Raw genomic sequence first — 23684 nt, forward strand, 5'->3', positions numbered from 1 at the left:
GTCACGCTTGAATATTTTCGAACTGATTGAAAAACATCTCGTAATATCTTTTTCCTTCATGAATCAACTCTTCGTGGCTGCCCTTCTCCAACACCTTGCCCCGATCGATGACCATGATCGTGTCGGCGTCCCGGATCGTATTAAGGCGATGCGCGATAATAAAGCTGGTTCGGTTCTTCATAAGTTTTAACAAGGCTTCCTGGATATGCAGCTCGGTCCGTGTATCGATGCTGCTCGTTGCTTCGTCCAGGATCAGGATCGAAGGCTGAGCCAGAATGACCCTTGCGATCGCCAGCAGCTGTCGTTGTCCATGGCTTAAATTCCCGCCGTTCTCGGACAAGACGGTACCATAACCGTTCGGGAGACGTCTGACGAACACGTCCGCGTTCGCCATCCTGGCCGCCGCGACGACCTCCTCGTCCGTTGCGTCCGGCTTTCCGTATTTTATATTTTCCTTGATGGTCCCGGAAAACAGATAAGTATCCTGCAATACAATCCCGAAGCTTTGCCGCAAACTGTCCCTCGTATATTCCCTGATGTCTCTGCCGTCTATTAAAATTCGGCCACCCGTTACATCATAGAATCTTGTCAACAGGTTGACGATGGTCGTTTTTCCGGCGCCTGTCGGGCCCACCAAGGCGATGCTGCTCTCCTGCGGCGCTTCGAAGCTTACGTTCTGCAGAATCGGGACATCCGCCCGGTAACCGAAGCTGACATTTTCAAACACGACGTGGCCTTTCGGCTGCTCCAGCCGGATCGCGCCGGGCGAATCGGAAGTCTCCTCTTGTTCATCCAGCAACTCGAACGCCCGTTCCGCGCCTGCCACGCCCGCCTGCAGCACATTATAGGTCTGTGCCAAATCGTTCAACGGCCTCACGAATTGCCGAGAATACCCGATAAAGCTTGCGATCACGCCGACGGTAATCGAACCGTTCACGGCAAGCAGCCCACCGGTGAACGCAATGGCCGTAAACCCGATATTGTTAATAACGCTGAGCAGCGGCATCATGAACCCCGACCAAATTTGAGCTTTAGTCGAAACATTATAAAGCTTGGCGTTGACCTCCTCGAATTGCTCGATCGATTTCTGTTCATGATTGAAAGCTTTTACGATCTCCTGCCCGGTAATCGTTTCCTCGATATGGCCGTTCAGCTTGCCGAGCTGCGCTTGCTGCTCCTTGAACATCACGCTCGTCCGCTTCGTGATCGTGCGGGTTAGGAAATATACGAGCGGTACTGTGATTATAGCGGCTAATGTCAATACCGGGCTAAGGGCCAGCATCATGAAGAGCGAACCGGCAATCGAAATGCTTCCGGCCATCAGCTGAACGGTCGACTGGGAAATCGTATTGCTGACATTATCGATGTCGTTCGTCAGTCTGCTCATGACTTCGCCGTTGGGGCGGGAATCGAAGTATGAAAGCGGCAGCTTCTGCAGCTTCGCGAACAGCGACCCGCGAAGGTTCATGACAACGCGCTGCGACAATCCGGCCATCAGCCATCCCTGCAACAAACTGAATAAGCCGTTCCCGATGTAAGCCGCAGACAGCGCGATAATCATAATATAAAGCAGCTGCATGCGGCCCGATTCGATTGAATCGATTGCATGGCCGATCAGGAACGGTCCCGCTACGGTCAGCGCCGAATCGAGAATGACGAATGCCGCAACGACCGACAGCAGTTTTCGCTCCTTGCCAAAGTATTCCCACAGCCGCTTCATCGTCGCCGTGAAGTTTTTCGGCTTTGCGACAGGTCCTCGCCCGGGAAATCCGCCGCTGATGCCTCCGGGTCTGCCGGGCCCCGGTCCCGGTCCATGCAGCATAGGAACTTCCTGCCGTCCGGTCGCGGAGCGGCTTTGCTCAATTTGCCTGGACATTCGCTTGCAGCTCCTTCCCGATCTGTGATTGGAAAATCTCCCGGTACACCTTGCATTCTTTCATCAACGCTTGATGAGTACCGATTCCGACCACTTCCCCTTGGTCCATCACGACGATTTTGTCGGCATCCATCACCGAGGTAATACGCTGAGCGATCATAATGCAGGTAAGATTCTTTGCATATGTCTTCAAAGCTTCTTTAATTCTTATCTCTGTAGCTGTATCCACCGCGCTGGTACAATCATCCAGAATCAGGATGCGCGGTTTTCGAATCAATGCCCGCGCAATCGAGATGCGCTGCTTCTGTCCTCCGGAAAGATTTACGCCGCGTTGGCCCAGCCTGGATTGATAGCCCTCGGGCAATTGGGTAATGAAGCCGTGGGCTTCCGCCATCTTCGCCGCTTGTTTGACTTCTTCTTCGGTTGCTTGCTCGTCGCCCCAACGAATATTTTGCATAACGGTTCCCGAGAACAAGACGCTCTTTTGCGGTACGATCGCGATTCTCTTCCTCAGTACGGCGGGATCGATGTCTCTCACGTCCTTGCCGTCGATCCGCACATGGCCGGCTGTCGCATCATAAAACCGTGGAATAAGCCCTACCAAGCTGCTCTTTCCCGAACCGGTGGAGCCGATGATGCCGACGGTTTCCCCCGGCAGACAAGTGAACGATACATTCTTCAGCACGGGAGGGCCGGACGTTCCGGCATACGCGAAATCGACGCCTTCGAAGTCGATTCGGCCAGACACAACGACGTCATCACCTGACGACGGCTCTTTCCAAGTCATGGAATTTTCTTGCAAAAAAACTTCTCCGATCCGCGTCGTAGATGCCCTCGCTCTCACAAACATGTTGAACACCATGGAAATCGTCATCAAAGAAAACAAAATTTGCGTCATATAATTAACGAAGGCCACAATCTCGCCCACTTGATTTTTCCGCATCCATCCCGAATCGATCCACGTTCCCCCGACCCAAATGATCGCAACGACGCCCAAATTAACCGTCAACATAATGGCGGGATTAAAGACGGCCATCGACCGCATGGCATGAACCGACCTCTCTTTCTGCTCTTCATTCGTAAGGCGAAACTTATCCGTCTCGTAATCGAAACGGTTAAACGCTTTTACCACCCGGACACCCGACAAATATTCCCGAACGACGCTGTTTACTTTATCAAGCGACTGCTGCACCTTCATAAAGCGGGTAAAGCCGATTTTCATATTCAAAGCGACCAAAACCGCGATTATCGGCACAACGACAGCAAATATTACGGATAATTCGGGATTTAACCGGACAGCCAGAATGAGCGCGCCGATTCCTAAGAGCGGCGCCTTCACGAAGATCCTCATAAGCCCGCCCGCAAAGGTTTGCACGACATTGATGTCGTTCGTCATGCGGGTAATGAGCGAGGCTCTCTCGAACTTGTCGATATTTTCAAACGAAAGCGACTGGATCTTGCGAAACAGGTCGGACCGCAGCTCCGTTCCGAACTTTTGCGATACGAGAACGGCGTTCACGTTGCGCAAGCTGGCGGCAACGGCGCCGAGCGCCGTGATTGAAAGCATGATGCCTCCCATTCGCATCACATAATGCAAATCGTTGTTTGCCACCCCATGATCGATAATCAATGCCAGTAATGTAGGCATCATCAAGTCGGCTGTCGCTTCGAGCGCCAAGAAAAAGAAGGCGATCAAGAATCCTTTCCAATATTTCCTAAAATATTTGCGGTAAGGCATAGATTACGCATCTCCCTTTTTGGGCAAATGATCGGAAAGCTTTTTCATCAAACGTACAAACATTTCCCTTTCATCTTCGCCCAGGTGCCCGAAGGGCTCCGACAGCGCTTCCATCCAGGTGACTTCAGTCTTGCGGATCATTTCCGAACCGGTCTCCGTCAGGTTGATCACCTTGACACGGGCATCTTGAGCATCCGGTTTTCGGGCCACATACCCCGATTTCTCCAATCGGTCCAACATTTGCGACATCGTGCTGGGCCGAACATCCAGATGCTCCGCCAACTGCCCGATCGTCATTCCGCCCCTGCGATGCAGCTGACGCATCAACAACCATTGCACTCGCGTGATCGGCTGTTGGTTCTGGTCGAAAGCGGCAGAACGCAAATGCCGGTTGATTGCTTGAAAGTAAGCCAAAAACTGTTCCAATTCCGCTTTCAATCGCGATCCCTCCTCATACCCTCATAAATATATTGTATAGCTAACCTAAATAAAATGGTACGGTCAATTGAGGAAAATGGAACCGTCCGCGGACGATTCCTTTTCCAGCCTGATTTCCGCATCAAATGTTTTGTACCATGTTTGCCGAACAACCTAATGCCCCCGCTGCGCCTCCAGCTCCACTCGCAGCTTCTCTACCCGCTCCTTGGATAAGTTGTACACCAAAGCGAGCAGCACGATCATAGCCAAGCTGCCGGTAGCCGGTACGATCGTAATCACCTGCTTGATACGTTGCGCGACTTCCGCCGGCTGCTCGGCAAGCCCCTGTACGTAGCCGATGGCGCCCAACGCGAAGCCAGCCAGTCCGCCGGACAGCGCTTGACCCAGCTTGCGAGCGAAGGAGTACACCGAATAGACCGTACCCTCCTGCCGCTTGCCGGTGATATATTCGTGATAATCGATGATATCAGCCACTAGCGCCCACGTCAGCATCGTAATATACCCCAGCCCGATCAACGATAGGAATTGAAACGCCAAGTACACCCAAGGGTTGACGAGCGGCAGTGAAAAAAGCAGCAGGTTGCTGACGAACGTCAAGACGAGCGCGCCCGCAGCCACTTCCTTCTTCCCGAATCGGGCTACAAGCGGCTTCACCGTCGGAAGCAAAATAAACGTAACCGGTACGATGATCAAGGTCATCCAGCTGAGCAGCTCGCCGTTCTTGAAATAGTCTTTGAACAAATACGGATTGAGCGATGCCATCAGGAAATTGACGGTCAGCATGATGATCGATACGATGATGAAGGCGATCAGCGACCGATTCCGCAGCATGCCGCGGACCGTATCTCCCCAGTCGACCTGGGGCGCTTCATCGTAGCCGGCAGTGATCCGTTCGGTCGTTAATTTATAGCAGCCATAATAGAAAATCACACTAAGCACCGCAAACAACACCGCCGCCGTTAAGAACCCTCCGGCCTGCGGTACGTTGTTCGCGTCAAAGATCAGCTTGGGCACGGTGAAGGCAATAACGATATTTGCAATAGCCGCGCCTAGCGTCCGATATGTGGAAAGGGAGGTCCGTTCTAGCGGATTGCTTGTGATCGCCGAAGCGAGCGAGCCGTACGGGATATTCACACAGGAATACAGCGTGCCGTACACCATGTAAGTAAGGTAGGCGTAGACCAGAGCCATTTGCTCTGACATCGATGGAAAATAGGTGAAGCACAGAACCCCGAGCACGGTAATCGGTACGGAGAACCGGATCAGATAAGGCCTGAATTTGCCCTCTGGAGACGGCTTTCTACTATCGATGAACGCACCGATCGCCACGTCGCACAGCGCATCCCACAGCCGAACGACCAAGAACATGACCCCGACGGCATGCGCGTTGATCCCCATAATGTCCGTATAAAACAACATCAGATACGTAGCCATATAGACGAAGAACAAATCGTTGGCCAAATCTCCGAACATGTAACCGACTCTATCTCTATTGCCGAAAGGTCTCATCGTGCTCCCCCACTAGTCGAATCGAACCGTTTGAACAGCTTCCGCACTCTAATCATTGTAAGTGAAACGGCATGGATAAGGCAAAATTTAACTTTCGCCGCGCGGAAGCACGTTCGACTGGCTAAATGAGTTTCGTGGGGCTTTTTTCTAGTATCTCAAGCCCGGTGCCCGGGTGGGAGTGGTACTGTCATTCACTGTTCTTATCCGGTGCTACACGTGAAAAATATGAAAATTTAACACTAGTAATAACCGAGTATCACCAAGAGGAGGCTCTACATAATATGAAGAAAAGCTGCAAGTTTAGTAGCTAAGTTGGAGGGGAAGAAGCTATGCTAAAGATAGGGAACTATATTCATAGTCCTGCTCCGGACGGAGGGAACTCTCCCGATTTGAAAGCGACCGGGATTATATCCTCGGCAGATGGCGTGTTGTTCGACGGAGGCTCGGCTTACGCCGGCTGGATGGGAAGTGCGACCTCTCCGGCGACTGTGAATGTTGTCATTGATCTGTTGAAGGACTACCCCTTGGACCAGAAATTGAGAGACTCAAACAAGAGTCTTGCCCTAGGAATTATCGGGCAAGACTCTTGTTTCTGCAGCACCTGCTCATTTTTTGCTGAAATCGTGATAGAATTTCGTTCGTTCCCGAAGCATCACTTTGTAAATGTCGTAGTTGGTCGCCATAATCCCTTTCAAGTAGTCCTTGTAAGGACGGTCCGAGACATTCACTAAGCCGGAATTATAGCGCTCCGACCAATCTCCGATTCCCGACCAATATCTTCCTGAACCGGCTTGATCCACATAATTGAACAAATGCGTTCCCACAACGAAGTCCAGGCTGGCTAAGCCCTCTACGTAATTCCGGTAACGCAGTCCTCTCTCGGTCTGGTTAAAGGCCGCATTCGGCAGAAGCGGGTCCAACCCCTGCTCCTCCGTGCCATAGCCGAATTCACTGACCAGGATCGGTTTGCCGCCCGTCTTTTCGTATACATCCTTCAAAAGGTCGGTCTCGAGCTTGTAGGTATAATAGTTAATGCTAATGACATCGACGTATTTCCCTTCGACCTTTGACAGAATGGCCCGGATCTTCTCATTGTGGAAAGTCGTCGTGATCCAGCGGTCTCCAAGCAAAAGATGATTGGGATCGTATTTGTGGTAGAGCCGGGAAACCGTCCCGAAGAATGTATCCAAATAGTAGTAGAAAAAATCGTCCATATCCTTCCAGGCCTGTGACGTTTCAAGGGGAAGCTCCGCTTCTTTCAAGTCTTCAAAGGATGTAAAACTTGTTCCCCAACTGCTGTTGAATGCGCCAATGTTTACATACTTATCCTTTAATCTTTGAACTAAACGTCCTTTGATGGCCGCCGAGCTTGCCTTCAGTTTCGGCACATGGGAATAAAATTTATGAAAATCGTATTCGTTGCCGATGAAATACCCGATCAGAAACGGATCGTTCTTGTACGGCGTGAGTGCTTTCTTGAACGCCAGATCGATCTTGGCCTCGGCATCCGGCGCAAAAATGTCGAAAATGTCAATTCCTCCGGAAGGATTGGCCCAGTCCATGCTTCCGAGCGGAAGCGTTCGCGTGTGAGGGAAATTGTTCTCAGATCCGTATTTTTCGGGTGAGTATCCTCCCGCACTGTTAAAGCCCCAATTCTTAAGCCGACCGACCGCTTCCGAATACATAGAACTGTCTGTCGGAAATTCTCCCGTCTTCTTGTATTTATTCGCCAAATAGAATGAGAAACTGTCGTGTTTAGGCCCTATAAACGCCGACTGATATGCCCCTTCATAAGGAGGAATCCATTCAAATTCCTCCTCCCGGCCCTTCACCATCGTATAGGTTTCATCGCTGGTGATGCCGTTTACACCCAAGCTGAAGAAGAGGTTGCCTTCCGGCGTTGTCATCACTTTCCGGCTGCCGAGCTGCCGAATCTTAAAAAAACCGGTTCCTCTCAACCCGTATTTGGCCGCACTGCCGGCCAGCCCGCCGTAACGGTCCCGTTCCTTAGGCGGATTCAGACTGCCGTAATAGGCAGCGTCTGCCGCAGCATCCGTTTTCAACTCCGAGTCGTGTTTCACTTTCGTCGAAAAATTCGCGGAAACCATCTGACCGAACTTGTCCACTTTTACGTCGCTGCTGGCGTTGATCGTATACTTGCGGATCGGACTCAGCGCCATTCCGTCTTTGACGGCATACGTCTCCAGCACATTATAACCGGTGAGATGCAGCGGTTCCTTATACGGCTGGAATGCGGAGCCCTTGTTCAATCGATAATAAATTCGAGCCCCTGCCGATGCCGAGGACAGCTCGGTCTGGGACGATTCAGTGCTTCTTGTTGACTTGATATCTACGGAAGCGGCGCTTCGATTGAGGATCACCTTGGAAAGCTGCGGCGTCCAATTCTTGGCCGATCCGGGCAGCTCGATTTTTAAAAACCTCGTATTCGGCGGCAGCGACGAAGCTTCATAAGCGTACTGCTGCCAATTGTTTGCCGGGTAGCCGACCGGATAAACTTTGGCCGGAACTTCCGTATAGTCATTTCCGTCTTCCGAGGCGAATAACCGGAATTTTTCAATAGCAACCCCGGTAAAAAAATAGCTGTAAACGATAAAGGAAGAAATATCGTAACCGGTTCGGTAAATGACTTCCCCCGTCTCCTCCGACGTTCGCGCCATCCGCCCGGAATCGCCGCCGAAGTAAGCAGGCTTGTCATCGGCGATATACATATTTGTGCGGCTCAATACCTGATCAAAGTTATCGAGCGGATCGTTGAGTCCTGCTGGCTGAGCCTGTACCGGCCCATCAATCGCATACCGGTAGGTGGAAACCCGGCTGGCCGTCACTTTGTCCGAAGACGAATACACGGCGTAAGTCTTCAGCTGAACATCTTTCAGCATTGCAATCGGCGCTTGATAATGCTTGCGGGTGTGCGATGTTTTCGGATCGCTGCCGTCTGTTGTGTAATATATGGCAGCGCCTGATGTCGGAGTGCTCAAAATCACCATGCTGCCGTAAGGGACGACCCCCGAAGGAAAGCTGGAACTCACGCCGGGAGATCCTTGAAAGGACAGGGCAGGAATATCCTTCATCGCCAGAGCAAGCAGTGCCGCCATTTCCTCGCGTGTCATTGCATCCTTAGGCCGATACGACCATGCAGCGTTATCTTGTTTCACTTCCTTACCATACCACCCGTGGGCAATAACGCTGCTGGTCCCTTCCGCCGCCCAGGGGTCAGGCTCTGCGCTGAATTCGAGTACTGTGCCCGGAGACAGTCCGACTTTTTTGGCATATCGCCACACCATGGCGGCAGCCTCTTGGCGCAGGAGAAATTGATTCGGTGAAAAGGTCGAATCGGACGTACCGTTTGTAATGCCCGCTTGATTGGCAGCACGTATGTAATTTGCTGCCCAATGGTCTTGGATATCCGAAAACGGGACCGGGCTGCCGTTTTCTTCCAATTTAAATGCAACCGATACAAATTTTGCAAACTGGGCACGAGTCAACGGCTGCCCCGGACCAAACAAACCTTCTTCTATTCCGTCGGCCACACCGAGTTCTTTTAACTGATGAATATAAGAAAAATATGAACTGGTACCCGATACATCTTCGAAATTTGCCGCAAATGAAGCATTTCCCATACCTGATAATGTGACGAAAACCAACGTGAACATGAGTAAAATTTTAATTCTTCTCATTTTGGCTCCTCTCTTTTTGAAATAAAAATCTCATTATATTAATCGAACCTTTCCAAAAATTTGAGAGGGGGACAAAAGGACCTTTAATATTCCGCGGGAATGTCTTCCGTAAATTCTTTCTCCAGGACTTTCTGCAACGACCGCCGCTCTATTTCCATTTTCGTTTCATTGATGTTTGATTTCGAAATAGTCGATAGTGCCGATTGCCTGACCCTCAACACCTTCAAACGTAAAGTATAAGTTTTGAGTACCGACGGTTGGCGCGATCGGAACATTGGAAGTGTTCCAATTCTGCCATCCGCCGGTGGTAGTGATATTAAACGTTCCTATGATGGTACCCGTGGGGCTTCCCAGCCGTATCCTCATCGTGCCTGAACCGGCGGAGGCGAACCTGAAATCGATACTGCGCATCCCCGTTAGACTGACGTCGCTGTAAGCGACCCAGTCACCGGGCTGCAATGAACCAACTCTCAGCCCTGTCTCGGTTTCGGACAAGGTATAGGTCGCAATCCCCATTTGCGAACTGTATTTCTCGGCTTCTATCTTGACTGGAGACGGAACTTGCAAGGAAAGGTTACCCCCTCCGTTACGGTGGAGATTTTCCAAACCGTCATGTGCCTTCTTCATGATATTAACCATATCCGTATACGGCTGATCTTGCTGATTGACAAGTCCGACGTTGTAGCTCTCGCCGTCCGGACGCCCGGTAACCGGCTGATCGTAATAGGAAAACCAGCCTGAGCCGACAAACAACGGATGCGCGGCCTGGCTTTCCGCAAGAGCTTGGTAAGCCCGTCCTTTTTCCGCTATGCTTGGTGTCATCGTTGCCGTACTGATATCGGAAAGTCCGCGTTCGGTTAAGCCGAATGAATGTTCCAGATTCAACAGGGGCTTTCCGTAAGCTTCGTATCTGGAAATCCAGCTCGCATTCCTTGTATAACTGTCCACGGAAAAGGCATCTACATACCCCATAGCTTCCTGATCCCAACCCAAGCTGGTTCGCCAGGTAGGGACGACTGTCGTGCCAAGAAACAGATGATTCGGATCGTATTTTTTGATAATGTCCCTGATCATGGAATGGTAGGTTCTGGATGCCAGCCTGATATACTCCGAAATATCGACCGCGGGAACTTTGGCGATATCGATCGGGGTGTCTTTCAAAGCGTCAAATGTTACAGCGTGCGTACCCAAAATCCGATTGACCACCGCGAGATTGCCATTATATCTTGGTGCAAGAAAATCCACGAATGCGCTTTTCGCCGGAGAGTCCGAAGAATACGTCAGCACCTGTTTTACGATTTCGGCATTCCAACCCGCTTCATTATCGTAGGTATAGCCGATCAACCACTTGCTGTGTCTCGCATTCTGAAGCTTTGTCTTCAGCGATTTCTCGATGTTTGGCCTGCTCTGCGGGTCAAAAACGTCGTACGTCCATTTTATCCTCCTCAAATTCGAGGGGTCTTGCAGGACTTGAATATACGGAAACGCTATGTTTTTCGGTTTGGTCCATTTGCTGAAGGTGTTAAAGCCCCAATGGATCAAACGTTTCTTCGTGATATCCTCCCATTTCGACTCATAGCCGCTCCCATATTTTTTCATGACATTGGCGACGACGAAGCTCACGTATTCGCCTTTGGCATCTCTGGTGTAGCCGGGAGCGAAAGCGGTCCGATCGGGCAGTTCCTCAAAAATCTGCTTCGTGGTACCGTCCGCTTTCAGGATCGGAGTCTTATATCCGTACTCCCACAAACTTGCGGCATCGACCCCTTTCACAATAAAGGGATACCCTTCCGGCGTAATAAACCACCATTTGCCGTTTATGTTTTGAAGCCTGAAATAACCGGTGCTTGCGTGCTTTCCTAGACTTTTAATCCCTCCATATTGATCATATTTTGACAGATCAAGCGAAACATTCGCCAAGGCAGCGGCCTCATCCGCATATTCCTGCTGCAGCTGGGCGTCGGATGTAACCTTTCCCGGCCAGGTTTCACTCACCGATTGACCGTATTTGTCCGCCAACAGGGCTTCCTTCTTCAGTTCGGCTTTCAATTGTTCCGGTGTAAGAGCGGGTCCCGGATTTTGTCCTTCATCGCCCGAACCTCTATAAATTTCAACTTCCGTCAGCGGAATATGTTGATAGGGCTGGGTACGTCTAATGTTCAGTATGATCATTCTGGCCGACTTGTTAGACATCGGGACGGTTACCGAGTAGTTCAAATCGGTTCCCGTTCTTACGTGCCTTTCGGCAATGTAATAACCCGATGCCGACTCGGGACGATACTTTATTGTAATATCTTTAAATCCCCAATATTTGTTAGGCGAATTCAGCACCACGCGGATCTGATCCAATGGGTAATCCTTCAACAGGTCAATGACCACATTCACAGTCCCCGGAGAGGTTGCGCTTCCCATCCAGCCCGCATAAGACGGGGCACCGTCGAACAACACGCCGTTTGTCGAGGATATGACCCCGGTCTCTTCCCAGTCAGGGGGATTCCCTCCGTCCGGAGCACGATTATAGATATAGTTACCTGTTTTTAACAGGGCGCCTTCCTCTCCAACTTTACCGATAAATACAAAAACTGATGTGACGATAAACGCTGCCAACAGGAACGTCAAAATCCCTCTGCGACTAAATTTGAAACTTTTCTTCATTGATGTTGAGCCTCCTCTTGGTAGCCCGACAATTACTATAGCATAATTTTAATCATTATTTTGCGCATATCATAAAGAAGGACAGTCCAATCGGACTGTCCCGCAGTAAATTTCTTCTTGTTTGGCGTTGTTTATGTACGTGATCTTCACCTTGCTCGCTTTGCGGATGAAGCTTTCATCTGAGATTCATTTTGATCGCAAACGTTTTTCCGTCATTTGCCACGACAGGTTCTTGTTGGCCAATTTCCCGGTATATAGCTAACCTAAATAAATTGGTGCGGTCAATTGAGGGAAAAGGCACAGTCCCGCGGAAAGTATCTTTCGGATTCACATTCCTAATTCGATTTCTGAGTAACTTGCTGAAGCAGATTTGTATAATACGCTGCGCTCTCTACCATAAGCCTGCAATCGGTATGGTCGCCTGACAGACCGATCTCGAAAATAAAATCGTGGTTTTCGGTGTAAGGGATAACCATCTCCCAGTCGATCGCTCCTTGTCCGAGCGGTAAAGAGTCGTGACCTATTCCGAGCGAGTCGACAAGGTGAAAATATCGGACGAATGGGGCCGTTCTCTCTAGAACATGCTTTAGCTTATGATTATCGCCTCGGAGTGATATGAAAGCGTGCGATACATCGATGTTCAAAGGAAGTTTCAACGGTGCGATCAAATCCTCGATCAGATAGGGATTGCTGTAGGAAAAGAGCCCCTCAATCGTGTCCTCCCAAAGGAAGATTCCTTGTCCGAAGCTCAGAATTTCATCGATTTTATCTTTCATCCTTCTCGTTTGGTGAGCGGAAACGTGCGTCGAGCTCTCGGTTCCCGAGTAATGGGCATGGATGACACATCGAATTTTTTCCTCTTGGCAGATATCAGCAAGTATTCTTGAGGATTGCCAGTAGTAACTTTGAACCTCCGGGTCGGAGGATAAAATATCAAGAAATTTGCCGTTGATTTTGGCCGGGTGGTGAAGAAAGACTTTGATGCCCCGTTCTTTGAACAGCCTGATTACTTCAAGCAGCCGCGAAGGTGCGTTAAGATCCGCTGCCTCCAAATGGAGCTCGATTATTTCCGGATCATACTGCAACCTATCTTGAATAGCCTTGTTTGTCAGATTCGTTTTCAATCTGATGTGTTTCATCTATTGTCACCTCAATTCTATTGTACCTAACCGCAAGGGAGGTGACACGAATTTGCAAAAATTTCATTTTCAGTACAAATCAATATACGAACGAATGCACTATGAAAGGGCCTCTTGTTTGCTTGCTCATTTCACTGTTCGCAGGAAAGGTAACGTGCTTTTGCGCCAGGTATATAAAAAGAGATGGCTATTTATTGACAAATAGAAAATCACGCTAAGCACCGCAAACAACACCGCTGCCGTCAAGAACCTACCGTTATTTGAGCGAGGCTGCTTAACAAACCGCGGAAGCCTAGTAACATTGGGATATTCAGGTTAACTCATTATCATCTTCCATAACTTTCGATGCCACGTATTTTCTTTCGTTGCCGCTACCATTTTTTTTGTCTCCATTATCTCCCTAAGAATCGTAACTAGTTCTTCGTCGCGCATTTTTACTTGTGCTTCAATGAAGGACTGGTGTTCTTCCTGCCTATTTAATTGTTGCGAGACATCCTTTAGAATCTTATCTTGCTTTAATCTCAACTCATTAATCTCCACGTCCATGTGATTAACCACAGTCTTAAGCTGCCGTACGTCTTCTTCCGTTTTCCCTAAACGTTCACCAAGATACGATACAATTTCTTGTTGAATCAACTTCCTTATATCTTCCTCATCTTGGTTGATGTTATCCCGTTTTGAATTTAATGCCATCATCGCTGCCTCATCTAACGATTGACCTTTTAACATCCGCTCCTTTATCTGTTTCAGGAGCATTACATCGTTTTCTTTCAACTTCCATGATGACTTTCCAATTTTCTGAATGCTGTATCCCTTCCACAGGAGCAAAAGACACCAACGATGTATCGTTTTTTCATCTAACCCTAGTGTTTCAGCTACTTCTTTCATTTCCTTTTGTGTCTTCATATAATCCCCTTTTCATTGGTAGATTAATATAGTTCTATCATAATCCCTCAATAGCTAATATGTTGTCGAAACGAGGGTGTCAAAATGTGAATTTTAAAATGGAATCGTGTCGTTTTTCACAAAAAATAAAGTTAAAATAAATGATTGTTCGAGCCAATAAGCCATTTCCCAGAATGCAAGCTCATATCGGCTATGTGTGCCGCGTCCGCTCCACATACTCTAACGATTCCACCCATTTGTTTTCGCTTTCCGTCCGCGTTATCGTGTCCTTTTGCTTGTCCCCAAACATAAAAAAAGCCCTCGTCGCCGTGTTAAACGAGGGCTTTCTCTTTGTTATTATGCTTCGCTGCCTACGGTGAAAGTCGAGGCGCTCTGGCGTTCTCGACGGTAACTTCTACCGTATCTTGTACGCCGCTTAATACATTTTTCGACAAAGTTATCGTTACATCCTTCACTACCCCGTCGAGCGTTTTGCCTAACGCCTTTAAAGATTCTTTGCTTTCATTGCCGTACGCGTCAACAGCACGGATCTCGATCTTGTACGTCGTGTTCGGCTGCAGTCCGTCGAGGGTCAGCGTCAACGGATTGGGGACCGGATCTTTGTAAAACTCCGAGAACGCCAGATATTCCTTCGTGACTTCCCCTGTTTCCGCGTTCTTTGCCACGATTTTATAGTCATGGACGAGCAGATTGTCTTTGGCTTGCGTCAGCATAACGGTCAGCGAGGTTACAGTTGTTTTATCGTCTACGATGGAAAGCATCGCGTCTCTGTTGAAGTAGGGCGCCTGCTTGTCGCTTCTCGCGTCCGAATATTTGAAGTTTTGTTTATTGGCTGGATTGCTGATTTCAAAAGGTTCGCCCGTCCAGTCATTGTTGTGGATATCGCGGCGTTTGATCAGTACCTTGTTGTTATGAACCTCCACGATGAGGGCTTGGTTCAAGACATCGGCGCCTTCGGGAACTTCTCCTTGGATTAATTCCGACACGAAGATCGGCTTCTTTTAAAATATCCAGAAGGCTCGTCATCGGCCAACGCTGAATCATCTCTGCTTTTACACGTGAAAGATTGACTGGCTCAGCTTGTGGTTCTAGCGGAGATAAGCTAATCCAACCATTCCCTTTCTCCGTGATCCGCACCTTGGGGTTTTTTGGGAGTCCGGTATCGAGCTTTTCCAATCCTGCTTTCATGGCTTGCTTCAATGCTGAATGAAGGCTTCTGCGTCCAACGGTTGCTTTAGCGCCTTGTAATTTTCTTCCCGCCGTTCTTCAAAATCTGTTGGCAAGTCATCATCCGGATTCCGGTACCGGTTAGCTCCGACCACCCATATTTCCTTGCAGCGAAGCTTGTCCTGACCAAACCCCGAAAGTTGGATCCATTCAAGGACTACATTCGCGAACTCATGAACGAAGGATGCCTGAATGCAGTCATTCTCTATGAAGAAATCCGTGAACGAGGCTATCAAGGCGGAATCACGATATTGCGGGACTTTATGCAGCCGCTGCGTCCACAAGTGCAGGCTAAAGCTACGGAACGATATGAAACCCCACCCGGCCGGCAAGCACAAGTCGATTGGGGTGAAGTCACTGTGGAAACGATTACGATTCAGCTTGCTTGGATTCAACCGCTTCGTCGCCGTCGGCATTACCGCCGTCAGTTCCAATATGGCGCAAGATGACGGCCGCGAGTATGGAGAGGATCGCGATGCTGACTGCGCTCGTTGCCGCTGCTGCATTGAATCCCGCCGTGAAGGCTGCCTGCGCCTCCTCAAGCAAGCCGGGAGGCAGTTCTTGCGCTACCGAGGATGCCCCCGCGAGGCTGTCTCCGACGGCCTTGTGGACATCCTGAGCCAGCGTATCGGGTATCCGGTCGAACATCCGGCTGCGATAGACGGCGGTCGTGAGGCTACCCAGCGTGGCAATGCCAACCGCCAGGCCGAGTTCCTGCACAGTCTCGGACATGGCCGAGGCTGATCCTGCCTTCTCCGCTGGCGCCGCGCCTACCACCAGATCCGTGCCTAGCGCGGCGATCGTGCCAAGGCCGAGATAGACGAGTGAAAACGCGGCGGTGACCAGAGCAATGCCAGATGGCTCGTTTTCGAGGCGCGTGAGCATCAAATAGCCGATGACCGACAGTCCGAGCGCGCCCGCGATCACATAGCCGGGCCGGATACGCCGCGATGCCAGCGGTGCCGCGATGCCAGCGGCCAGCATAGCGAGCGCCGGTGGCCCCATCCAAAGCCCCGCTACCAGCGGCGGTAGGCCGGCGACCAGTTGTAGGTACTGAGTGACCAGCAGCATCGTTCCGCCGACGCCGATGAGGCCCACAAGGAGTACGACCAATGCGACGCTGAACACCTTGCTAGTGAAAAGATCCAGGTCGATGAGAGGACTTTCCAGTCGGCGCTGTCGCCGAACGAACAAGATCACGAAGGCGAATCCACCAGCAATCGCAAGCGCCGTTCCGGTACTGAGCCCATTTTTGGAGATCTGCTTGATGCCGTAGATGATGGGCAGCAGGGCTAGGAGCGAAAGGGTGACACTCAGGATATCCAACCGGCCGTCCTGTGGTGCCCGGTATTCCGGAAGGAGAAATGGTGCGGCTACAAGCAGGAGCCCGACCACCGGCACCGCGACAAGAAAGGCCGCACCCCACCAGTAGTGCTCTAGCAATACACCGCCCACGACCGGGCCAGCCGCCATGCCGAGCGCGAACATGGTCGCCCACACCCCAATCGCCAGCGCACGCTGGTGACGGTTGACGAACATGTTGCTGATAAGTGCCAGCGTCGATGGCATCAGTGTCGCGCCCGCCACACCAAGCGCTGCACGTGCTGCGATAAGCGTGGAGGCGCTGGTCGAATAGGCCGCGAGTACAGAAGCGATTCCAAAGGCAGCCGCCCCGACCATCAGCAGCTTGCGCCGCCCGATGCGATCACCCAGCGTTCCCATCGTGATGAGGAAGCCGGCGATCATGAAGCCATAGGCGTCCACGATCCATAGGGCCTGTGTGCTCGTCGGCCGCAGATCGATTGCTAGCGCCGGCAACGCCAGATGCAACAGCGTCAGGTCGAGCCCGAGTAGGATGGTTGGTAGGGAGAGAAGCGCGAGCCCAGCCCATTGGCGCGGGCCGGCGAGCCTCACGGACTGAAGTGTTCGCCCCGCAGGCCCTTCAGTGGTACATGGATTTGCCAAGAGAATCACTCCTTCTGATCTTCAATGCTTAAATAAATTACACAAGCTTCCTTCCTTTATGGCATCCCACCGTCCCCAGCGCATTGGCTTGCAGTTCCACTTGAGCGGCATGAGCAAGGAGGAAACGACCTCCTATATTCGGCACCACATGACCGTAAGCCGGACGGAGAGGCCAGTGTTTGCCGAAAACGCGCTTAGCCGGATCTTTGGCCGCGAGCCAGGGACTTCCGCGTGTGTTGAACCAGATCTGGACACAGATTCTGCCCGACGCCACCGCCCGGAATCTGGAGGTGATTGAAGAAGCCGACGTCGGCCGCGTACTCGCCGATATGGACCGGCAGCGCGGCGTTACCAGTTGATCCGAAAAAGGGTCCCGTACTCTTATGCGGTTGGCGCATGCTGCTTCTGGCATGAGCCTTCTTGTTGAACGGCGGCATACTTCTCGCGTTGTTGGCGGATTGACGGCACATTTCCAACGCCATTGTCGGTGAGATTTACACCGTCATTTTACGCGAGCGGCAATAGACAACTCCAATTACTTCTAAAATAATCGTTCATGCTAGAAAAAGATAAGCCATTTTTCCTCCTCCACTCTTTATTGTCTAAGTCGAGTATACATGCATATTATTATCAAGTATAATGATTGTTAGTGATATTAATATCACTTTTAATGATGGAGGTGTAATTCTTGGAACTAAGCGACCTGAAGTTATTTCAAGCAATTGCTGAAGAAGGAAGCATTTCTGGAGCTGCAGAGCGATTAGATTATGTTCAGTCCAATGTAACTGCAAGGTTACGTAGACTAGAGGATGAGTTGGGAGTCCTTCTTTTTTATAGAAGACCTAAAGGAGTTCAGATCACAGAAAAAGGCGCACTTTTCCGTAAGTATGTCGATTCAATTTTGCAAATGGCAGATGAGTCGATCAAAATACTTCAAGATCACGGTAAACCAAGTGGATCATTAAAAATAGGTGTTGTTGAAACGGTTACGTGCGGAAATTTCATGAACCTAATTGCTTCTTATCAATCGCGGTATGAACAAGTATCTCTCAGTTTAGAAACAGGCAATCCTCTTGAATTAATGGAGAAGGTAAAGAACTTTGAATTAGATGCTGCTTTTGTAACAGGTGAGCTGACTATTACAAATTTCGTTACCGACTATTTATTAACGGATGAAATTGTATTATTATCTGGCAGGACATTAGATGTCTCAGCTTTAATAGAGCAAAAGTGGGCGATCTCTCCAAGAGGTTGTCCTTTCAGAATGAAATTGGAACAATGGTTGAAGGATGAGGGAGTTGCACTAAAGAACTTCATTGAGATTAGTTCATTAGAAACGATTTTAAGCAGTGTGAGAGCTGGGTTGACGTCCACCATTCTACCTAAATCGGTTTTAAAAGGTCCATATGAAGATTTACATGTGTACCCTATACCCGAATCGTATCAATTTATTGAAACAGGTCTTATCAGAAGAAGAGAAAAATATATGAGCTATGCTTACAAAGCTTTTGCAGATCTAGTTAAGGAGGAAGGCCTGTAAAATGTAATGCCCCCCAATGTCAAGACACGAATTTCTGAGAAATAAGTTATGTCCTCCTTCCAGTGGTTAGGAAGCGATCATGTACTGCAAAGAATGAGAGAATGTGAAGAGAAAGCAGACACTATAAACCCGAACAAAAAAGTTAAACACGACGGCTTTGGGTGGCTAAACGCGCGCGAGTGGTTCGATTTTGCCGTTATGCATGTCCAACATCACCTGCGTCAGAAGAGCGAACTGGAACAAAAGCTTGGGATTTGAAACGAACAGCTTCTTATTACAAAAAAACCGGCTGCATTGCGCAGTCGGCCAACTAAAATCACGCGTCGTCTCCATGTTCATCGTCCGTATCGGAAGATCTGCCGGACTTCTTCGCTTCCACTCGAATCGTAAATTCGGTAAAGGCATCGCCGTATTTCACGTCCACTACGGTGGTGCCGGCACGCAAGCCGTGCAGCTTCCCATCCTCATAGACGGCAATCGATGCGTCGCGCGTTAAAAACTCGACTTCCTTCGTTACATCCAGAACTTTGCCTTCCGAAGCATAGATCACCCGTTTTACCTTCTTCTTCTGACCGACTTTCATCGTCAGCACATCAGGTTCCACCGTCATTGTGTACGGCTCTACCACTGCAATCTCGATCGGCTGCGAATAAAGTGTATAAGTGCCGTTATCGCTCATCGTGACCGTGTACCGCAGCAATATGTGCGCAGAACCTTTCATTTTTCCCTTCAAAATGTTCCCGTCAACCTGTACCTCTTCCCCGCCGTCCAACAGCACGATCTCCGGAGTTACGACCGTTTCGCCGTTCGTATATGACACAAGCTTGGCCGACAGTGCCAGCTCGCCACCCTTCATTGCGACGTAGCGGCTCTGAAGCGGAGCGAGCGTATGCGCCCAGTTCGAGGACCATTGCGCGTAGTCCGTCGTCAGCCCGTACGTTCCAAGTCTGAAATAAGTTAAATAATCGGCTTCGTTTCGGTACGTCCACGGCCAAACCGTCATGCCGCGATGTTTCGCCGCCTCCATAAAGTTGGCGCCGAGCCCGGGATAACTCGTGTTGAACGTCGTGTTTAGCGGGCCGATTGCCTTGAGCGTCGCCCTCAGCGACCTGTTAACGTTCGTCTCGTTCGCATAACCGCCCGTCAAGAAGCCTGCCGACATGCCCGGCATTTTCCGACCGAGCAGCTTCAACTGATCGGCGTTAAAGGAAATGACCGTCACTTGGTCCTCCACACCTTTCTCGGCAATCAGCCGCACCAGCGCGTCGACAATTTCCGGCTTGCTGCTCTTGATCTCTACAAAATGTGTGATATCTTTGCCCTTAAACTCATCGAACATCTCGGCAAGCGTCGGAATCTTTGCATCCGGATATTGCTCTGGGAACTGTTTATTGGCTTTGAACTGCCTCAGCTCCTCCAAGGTGTAATCCTCGATGCGGCCGGTCCCCGTCGTCGTCCGGTCCAGTGTCGGGTCGTGCATAATGACGATATGGCCGTCTTTGGTCAAGTAAATATCCGTTTCAAGTATATCCGCCCCATACTCGACTGCCAGCCGGTAGCCTTCCATCGTGTTTTCCGGCGCGAGCGACGGAATGCCGCGGTGGCCGATGACCCAAGGTTTCCGAATCAGGGCCGTTCCGCCCGTGTACACCTTCAACGCATCGAATGCCGCTGCAGGGGCGTCGGTGACGACGCCGTTCACGCCCGCTGTAATAAGGCGGTGCAGCGGCAGCGCTTCCCCCGTCTTGTCCGCAGCCCAAACTGTGATGAGCCGCTTTTGCAAATACCGGACTTGCGTAAGCGTCGCGGCGTTTTGCGGAAGCAGCGCAATCTTCGCCTGACTGTCGTTCGTGGCGCGGCTGATGTCCATCAGCTGTTCCGGCGTCGATGCCTCAGACCCGCGGAAGTCGACGATTCCTCGAATGATCGGATACTGCGACCTCGCCTGCTTCACAAGCTCTCCGTTATTCGAAATGACGAACACGTCTTCCAGCCCCTGCGCCTTCAGATAACGGATTAATGCATCTATCGTCGCTTCGTCCTTCACATAGAAGGCGGGCATGACCTTCGTGCCGAACCGAGGAAGAATCTCATCCAGGCTGCCAAGCTCGATTTGTCCGTCACGGCTCGTGACCATCAAGCTGCTGTTCACTGTCACAATCGCCGTGGCGGGCAGCGTGCCGGCAGAATTCAGCACGGTAAGATCGTCGCTCGTCTCGATTTCCGTCACGATCGTCGGCGCAAGCACGATATCGCTTTCCGGTTCGGTCACGGTTACGAAACGGTCTGACGGCGCCGGCGGCAGCGGCTTCTCTTGAAGCGATATCTTTATATTGTCGACTCTCATATGGCTCCCATCCGCTTGTAGGCCGATGCGGCCCTTCTTGTAGCCGCCTGCAAGATCGTTATCGATCAGCAAATTATCGTTAATCCATTCCTGCACACGGTTGTCTTTCAGCTTGATGGTATAGCGGTACATTTTGCCCGGGTCGATCCGTTCCGTGAAAGAGGCACGGTCGTGGACGCTCCACTGATTGGCCGGCGTCCGTTCGGCAAACTCAACGCCGTTAACGGCTGTGGCGTCTTGTCTTACCGCCATCTGGTAATACGGATAGTTGCGGTTCTGCACCCGGTACATGATGGAATGCCAGCGGGAGGCATTGTTCGCGGCCAAATGCGTCACGTCCGCTTCAATCTTGTAGTCGCCGAACATTCCTAAAAATTCGGGGAGCAGCACGCGCGACGGGTTATCCGGAGCGGTACTTGCGTCAAGCTCGAACGCGCCCGCCTTAACGCTGGCTTTGCTTGGCGTTGTGCCTTGGATGCGGCTCCAGCCTGGCGGCATCGTCCCTTCGGCGTCATCATCAAAGCTTGCCTCGTACAGCACATACTCCTCATCGTTCGAATCCTTTGCCACGATCAGAAGCTGAACGAAGACATCGCCGGCTTGAGCGGTTACGGTGTGGACTCCCTTTTGTTTGACGGCCAATTTTCCGCCCTCCACCGTTACTCCACTGCCGCTTGCGCTCCATGCTAGCTCGCTTCCGATAATTTCTCTGCTCGTCAAATCGTTATAATCGGCGGTGAAGGTAATCGTGCTTGGATCGACAGTTTGGCCGGTTTCGGCGAGCACGTATCCGTCACTATGTCTCAAGTAGACGATGGACGGGCCCGTTGCGGAAGGCGTTACCGTTATTTCACGCTGCACGGCAATCCGATCAAATACGGCCGTTATGGTGGCGATTCCTTCCCGCAGCGGATGGAGTGCGCCGTCCGTCACTTTAAGCACCGAATCATCCGAGGAGTAAAGCTTGAGCCGCCCGGACGGGATGCTGTCGTTGATTCCATCGGAGAAATAAACCGAAGCGGAGACTGTGATCGGTCCGGTGAACGCTTCGACGGAATCGGGCACGGCGAGCTCCATGCTTTCCGCATTAATTCTCGTCACCTTCACATTGTCGAACGAAATTTTGCTCTGATCCCCTTGGAGGCCGACCTTTCCCCGCTCCAACAGATCGGCCGTAAAGCTGCGATCCATCAGAAGCGTGTAGTCCTCCGCATTCTTCGGCTTGATATATTCCTTCACATTGTTGTCGAATACTCTCACCTTGAACGTATAATCCGCACCGAGCGCCAACGGCTTCCATACTCCGCTGGCCGGAACGGACCAGCTGCCGTCCGGCTTGCGGTACGCAAGCTCGTACGTTCCGTTCTGACGTACGGCCATCTGATTGTACGGCTGCTTACCATTCGACGGCACCCGGAACATAACCGCGCCCCAACGCGAGTTGTTCAGCACGCTCTCAAAGCGTACGTCCGCTTCAATCGCGTAGTTGTCCCATTGAACGGGAGCGGTGATTCGGCCCTGCTTGGCGGAGGCGTTGCCTTCGAATACGAGCCTCCCGCCGCCGTACGTATCCTCCGTTACCGTCATCGGCGCCGTTCCCGCTGCCGCATCCGATATCCAGCCGAATGGAGTCTGACCGCTATCGTAAGTGTCGAAGCTCTCTTCAAGGAGTATATCGGTGACATTCCAGCTTACCGGCGGCGTATCCGCAAGCGTCAGCGTGCCGTAGCCGGACGTGTCGTTCCAGAACGAATCCGAGTTGTACGCGCTCCAGTAGCTCGACCTGCCGGTCTCTTCAAGCGCGTCCCGGTCAGTCACCCCGATATCAAAGCCAAGCTGGCGGCTTTTAAGCGGGTCGAAACCAAGCATATCCCAAGGGATGGCCGCTTCGGCCGTCCAACCGTCTGGTGTCGTAGAAATCGCGCGAAGAATTTTTTTCTCGTCCTTCGACGCATGATTCGGCGCCGCCCCGAAATAGAAGCTTGGCGTGAAGCTGTCCGGCGCGTACACGAACCCGATTTGCATGTCGTTCTCTGCGAAAGGAGCGGAACGGTGAAGCGTCGGATCGAAAAACATGCCGATATGATCCTGTTCGAACCAGTACCCGCTGCCATCGTGAATAAGTGTCTCGTCCTGCACCTTCACAGCGATATAAAGGTACTTGTAATCCCATAACATACTGAAAGATGAGTCCTGAAATTCGCCGCTTCCCATTCTGACCTCAATCGGTTCATACTTGCTCCATAGAGGCTCGTCCAACCGGCCGTCAATCAATGGAGCCGTAACCGTTCTGCCGATCGAGGATGCTTTTCTTTCAATTCCTCCAACAGCCTTTACCACCTCTCCCGAACCCGCGAGTGAAAACGGAAACGTTGCGAACCAAATGAGCGAGACTAATAACATGCAAAGCTGCCTTTGCTTACGCACGCTGACTTCATCCTTTCTACTAAAAAATGCTTCCGCGGTCAACATACCAATGAAAGGTTATCGACATATCAACGGAAAGCTAAGAAATTATGAAGTCGGACAAGCTCCTGGAACTTAATTAAAGGGATGTTTCGTCAACAAATTTTTAATAACATGGCGAAGAGGAGTTATTTCCCTCATATAGAATGGTTAATGGAGAATCAAAAGACCATGTCGAGA

At 50.8% G+C, this 23684-nt stretch carries 13 protein-coding genes and 1 pseudogene; 2 read left to right on the top strand and 12 right to left on the bottom strand.

Going from position 1 to position 23684, the window contains the following annotated elements; all coding sequences use genetic code 11:
- Position 1 precedes the first annotated feature (1 nt).
- The 11 genes and pseudogenes from JET16_RS01595 to JET16_RS01645 all read right to left on the bottom strand — a co-directional run bounded on the left by JET16_RS01595 (position 2) and on the right by JET16_RS01645 (position 17100).
- Complete coding sequence (locus JET16_RS01595; protein WP_199614255.1) at positions 2–1822, bottom strand: ABC transporter ATP-binding protein; 1821 nt, start codon at positions 1820–1822, stop codon at positions 2–4.
- Between the two features lie 37 nt (positions 1823–1859).
- Entirely contained in the window at positions 1860–3614 is a 1755-nt protein-coding gene (locus tag JET16_RS01600) for an ABC transporter ATP-binding protein (protein ID WP_199613845.1), read from the bottom strand.
- Positions 3615–3617: 3 nt separating this feature from the next.
- The gene (locus JET16_RS01605) at positions 3618–4052 is read right to left on the bottom strand and encodes a MarR family winged helix-turn-helix transcriptional regulator (protein ID WP_199613846.1); all 435 of its coding nucleotides are present in this window, start codon (positions 4050–4052) and stop codon (positions 3618–3620) included.
- A 153-nt stretch (positions 4053–4205) separates the two neighbouring features.
- Positions 4206–5561, bottom strand: coding sequence for an MFS transporter (locus JET16_RS01610; RefSeq protein WP_199613847.1), 1356 nt, complete (start codon positions 5559–5561; stop codon positions 4206–4208).
- A 605-nt stretch (positions 5562–6166) separates the two neighbouring features.
- Positions 6167–9259, bottom strand: a complete 3093-nt coding sequence (locus tag JET16_RS01615; RefSeq protein ID WP_199613848.1) for an S-layer homology domain-containing protein — start codon at positions 9257–9259, stop codon at positions 6167–6169.
- 165 nt (positions 9260–9424) lie between these two features.
- Positions 9425–11914 (bottom strand): carbohydrate-binding protein, encoded by a 2490-nt coding sequence (locus JET16_RS01620; RefSeq protein ID WP_199613849.1) that lies wholly within the window; start codon positions 11912–11914, stop codon positions 9425–9427.
- A gap of 335 nt (positions 11915–12249) precedes the next feature.
- Positions 12250–13053, bottom strand: coding sequence for a TIM barrel protein (locus JET16_RS01625; protein ID WP_199613850.1), 804 nt, complete (start codon positions 13051–13053; stop codon positions 12250–12252).
- 315 nt (positions 13054–13368) lie between these two features.
- The gene (locus JET16_RS01630; RefSeq protein WP_199613851.1) at positions 13369–13959 is read right to left on the bottom strand and encodes a DUF3967 domain-containing protein; all 591 of its coding nucleotides are present in this window, start codon (positions 13957–13959) and stop codon (positions 13369–13371) included.
- A 350-nt stretch (positions 13960–14309) separates the two neighbouring features.
- On the bottom strand, positions 14310–14945 hold the full coding sequence (locus JET16_RS31025) for a fibronectin type III domain-containing protein (RefSeq protein ID WP_407673075.1): 636 nt from the start codon (positions 14943–14945) through the stop codon (positions 14310–14312).
- Positions 14941–15311 (bottom strand): annotated as a pseudogene (locus JET16_RS29925) (Tn3 family transposase); the annotation flags it as partial. The pseudogene JET16_RS29925 and the gene JET16_RS31025, both read right to left, overlap by 5 nt.
- 244 nt (positions 15312–15555) lie before the next feature.
- A complete protein-coding gene (locus JET16_RS01645; protein ID WP_325176582.1) occupies positions 15556–17100 on the bottom strand; it encodes an MFS transporter in 1545 nt (514 codons plus the stop codon).
- A gap of 230 nt (positions 17101–17330) precedes the next feature.
- Here JET16_RS01645 and JET16_RS01650 point away from each other — a divergent pair, with 230 nt between their 5' ends.
- Positions 17331–17510, top strand: a complete 180-nt coding sequence (locus tag JET16_RS01650; RefSeq protein WP_199613854.1) for a hypothetical protein — start codon at positions 17331–17333, stop codon at positions 17508–17510.
- Positions 17511–17839: 329 nt separating this feature from the next.
- A complete protein-coding gene (locus JET16_RS01655) occupies positions 17840–18691 on the top strand; it encodes a LysR family transcriptional regulator (RefSeq protein WP_199613855.1) in 852 nt (283 codons plus the stop codon).
- A gap of 316 nt (positions 18692–19007) precedes the next feature.
- Here the strand turns inward: JET16_RS01655 and JET16_RS01660 are convergent, their stop codons facing one another.
- Positions 19008–23465, bottom strand: a complete 4458-nt coding sequence (locus tag JET16_RS01660) for a glycerophosphodiester phosphodiesterase family protein (protein ID WP_199613856.1) — start codon at positions 23463–23465, stop codon at positions 19008–19010.
- Positions 23466–23684 lie beyond the last annotated feature (219 nt).

Origin of the sequence: Paenibacillus alkalitolerans, from assembly GCF_016482785.1 — a bacterium.
GTDB classification, from domain to species: domain Bacteria; phylum Bacillota; class Bacilli; order Paenibacillales; family YIM-B00363; genus Paenibacillus_AE; species Paenibacillus_AE alkalitolerans.